A 2,455-nucleotide genomic window follows, 5' to 3' on the forward strand; every position below is an offset into this window, starting at 1 on the left:
CGGCGGCCCCTGATCACTGCGGGCCACCCGGTCCGGCCGTCAGCCCCGTCACCAACAGCCCTGGCTTCGGAACTCCACCACCGCACCGTCCTGCGAACTGCAACTGCGTGTACTGCTGCCCGGCAGTTCGTCTCTGCCAGGCCCCTTTGATCTCGGCTACGAGAGAAACCATAACCACGCCACCACCCAATGTCTACTCCAGCCAACATAGATTTTCGCGCGTTCGACAGTGAGGTAATCGACCTCGAACGACGATGGAGAGCGGGAACGAGGCGGGCACAAGCAGCGGGCAGGCAGGACCGGGACCGTCCGGCGGGCGCTTGCAACAGAGCCCGGGTGTCGGGCTCGTTCTGTCGCCCATCGAGCGGAAGCGGTCCGCGTAGCGCTCGCCCTCCCGGGACTTGTCAACTAAGCTTCAAGTCATGAGCCTGATGGAAACGAACCTGTCGGAGCTACTGAACAAGCCGAAGGTGACACTGGCCGCGCTACGCGGCGCCCGGCGGATACTGCTCCGGCGACGCGATGACGAGGACCTGGTGCTGACCACGGCCGCCCGAGCCGAGCAGGACAGCACCGTCATGGGCGCGACCAGCCGCATGTTCGTAGAGATGATGCGCACCCCGCAGGGCCGCACCCTCGTGCTGGACGTCCTGCCGGCGACCTTCCCCTGGGTGCGCTACCTGCCCGCCCACGACGTGCGGGAGTTCTCCGTAGAGCTGGTCGAGGCGCTGGGCGCCGCCGCCGAGCTGGACAACACCGCCGCCGTCGCCCAGCTCATCACCGAGTGGCGGCACACCGCCGAGGTGCACGCCGACCCCGAGCTCTACGCCGCACTCACCACCGACTCCGGCGAGGACTACGGCCCTGTCCCCGAGCCCGGAGCCGCAGCGTGAGCCCAAAGCGCGGAGACCGTGCGCACCCCCGCCCGGCGAAGACGAATGGGACGTCCGATTCGCCAACGGCGAGGCCGCCAAGGGATGGGAGCAGCTGAGCACCCAAGCCGCGAGAAACACCCGCGCCGCCTGGCACCTCATGCGGACCGACCCGGCCCCGGCCACCCGGACCGAACGGCACCACCGGCTCAAGGGCGAGCTGGCCCACGGTGCCCACCGCGGGGAGCCGATGGACCGCTGGCAGATCGAGGTCACGGCCGGCGGCCGCATCTGGTACCTGCTGGACGCCGAGCGCCGCACGGTCTGGATCGACCGCGCCTCCACCGGACACCCCAAGGCCACCGTTCGCTAAAACGCGACCGGCAGCAGGATGGGCCCGGCCACCAGGCCGGGCCCATCCTGCTGCCGGTCGCGATGTGACCGGGCCGCCCGCCGTGGGCGCTCCGCTCAGCGCGGCACCGTTGAGCTTGCCCGTCCGGCGAACTGGGAGACTTTGGGGCGATGAGCACCACCCGCCGCCCTCTTGGCACCGGTCCCCGGGACGACGTCGAGCCGGAGCTGTCGCCAATTGGCGACAACCACGAGCGCGGCGGTACAGCCGCGGCCCGGGCCACCGCCAAGCCCTCCGTCCGTGCTGCCGAGCACCAGGTGGAGATGCGATCGCAGGTCCGCCGACAGCTGGGCACCGGACCCGCCCTCTTCTAGTTTTGGGCCCTCATTTGAGGGCTGGTCTATGAAACTCGGGCGCGCCAGGGACGCCGACTACCTCTGCTGCGCGACGGGTGATCCGAACGAGCCCTATACGCCCGTCAGTCCTGTCTCCGGATGGCAGATCTGGCAGGCCTCGATGTCGGGTTCGTTCAACGCGATGATTGCTTCTTCGCGGACTGGTGAACAGAGCCATCAGGGAGATCTGGGAGGCAGGCCCTGGGGGCGACAGTGGTAACCGTCGTCCGGGCCCAGCGCCGGCGGCGTGCTCACGTGGTGGTGCGGACCGCTTCGGGATGGTGGCCGGCGCAGCAACACGGATCGTCCAGCCGTTCCACGGCCAGTAAATCCGTCAGGGCGCACGGTCCGTGATCACACGGCCCGGCATGCGAAGGCACCGGGGCCGCCAGGGCGAGCGGCTTCCTGGGGGGCCGATGTTTACGAAAGTCCACCACGGACCTGGTGTTTGTCGGTACCTCCGTACCAAGTCCTGTCCGGTCAGCAGGCGGGCGGTACGCAGGGACAGGGGCCGGACTGTCTGAGTTCACCGAGACCCGTGAGACCGCGTTCGCCGCGCGGGTCGGTGAGGTCTGGGTCCTCAACTGACCTGCTGCCGGAGCCGGTACCTGCCCTGGTACCGGCCACGCTTCCAATGCGGCTGCCGACGCAGGTATCGGTCCCGATACGTCAATCCGTTCGTCTGCAGGTCAAACCGGTTGGTATCCAGGAAGTTGCCACTTACACCTCTTCTCCATAGGACTCGACTTTCGACGTTTTCGCGGGGTCACTCTGGCGAGTGTGGCTGTTGGCGTTTGGGTCCTGCGGTCTTGGCGGCGGTCGTAGGGTGAGGCTGT

3 protein-coding genes and 1 pseudogene are annotated in these 2,455 nt (G+C 68.2%); 3 read left to right on the forward strand and 1 reads right to left on the reverse strand.

What is annotated here, in order from left to right; translation table 11 throughout:
- Positions 1-422: 422 nt before the first annotated feature.
- The 3 genes from ACIA8E_RS41755 to ACIA8E_RS41765 all read left to right on the forward strand — a co-directional run bounded on the left by ACIA8E_RS41755 (position 423) and on the right by ACIA8E_RS41765 (position 1,598).
- Positions 423-893 carry a DUF6247 family protein gene (locus tag ACIA8E_RS41755; RefSeq protein WP_319740742.1) on the forward strand — a complete coding sequence of 157 codons (471 nt, stop codon included), beginning with the start codon at positions 423-425 and terminating at the stop codon, positions 891-893.
- A 139-nt stretch (positions 894-1,032) separates the two neighbouring features.
- The gene (locus ACIA8E_RS41760; protein ID WP_399307318.1) at positions 1,033-1,245 is read left to right on the forward strand and encodes a hypothetical protein; all 213 of its coding nucleotides are present in this window, start codon (positions 1,033-1,035) and stop codon (positions 1,243-1,245) included.
- Between the two features lie 149 nt (positions 1,246-1,394).
- Positions 1,395-1,598, forward strand: a complete 204-nt coding sequence (locus ACIA8E_RS41765; RefSeq protein WP_399307320.1) for a hypothetical protein — start codon at positions 1,395-1,397, stop codon at positions 1,596-1,598.
- 93 nt (positions 1,599-1,691) lie between these two features.
- Here ACIA8E_RS41765 and ACIA8E_RS41770 read toward each other — a convergent pair.
- Positions 1,692-1,769, reverse strand: a pseudogene (locus tag ACIA8E_RS41770) (hypothetical protein); the annotation flags it as partial.
- Positions 1,770-2,455: the final 686 nt, after the last annotated feature.

The sequence above is a fragment of the Streptomyces sp. NPDC051664 genome, assembly GCF_044453545.1.
Taxonomy (GTDB): domain Bacteria; phylum Actinomycetota; class Actinomycetes; order Streptomycetales; family Streptomycetaceae; genus Streptomyces.

What these genes read in the sequence shown, in the direction of transcription:
- ACIA8E_RS41755 (WP_319740742.1), top strand. Translation starts at nt 423, where the DNA reads ATGAGCCTGATGGAAACGAACCTGTCGGAGCTACTGAACAAGCCGAAG.
- ACIA8E_RS41760 (WP_399307318.1), top strand. Translation starts at nt 1,033, where the DNA reads ATGCGGACCGACCCGGCCCCGGCCACCCGGACCGAACGGCACCACCGG.
- ACIA8E_RS41765 (WP_399307320.1), top strand. Translation starts at nt 1,395, where the DNA reads ATGAGCACCACCCGCCGCCCTCTTGGCACCGGTCCCCGGGACGACGTC.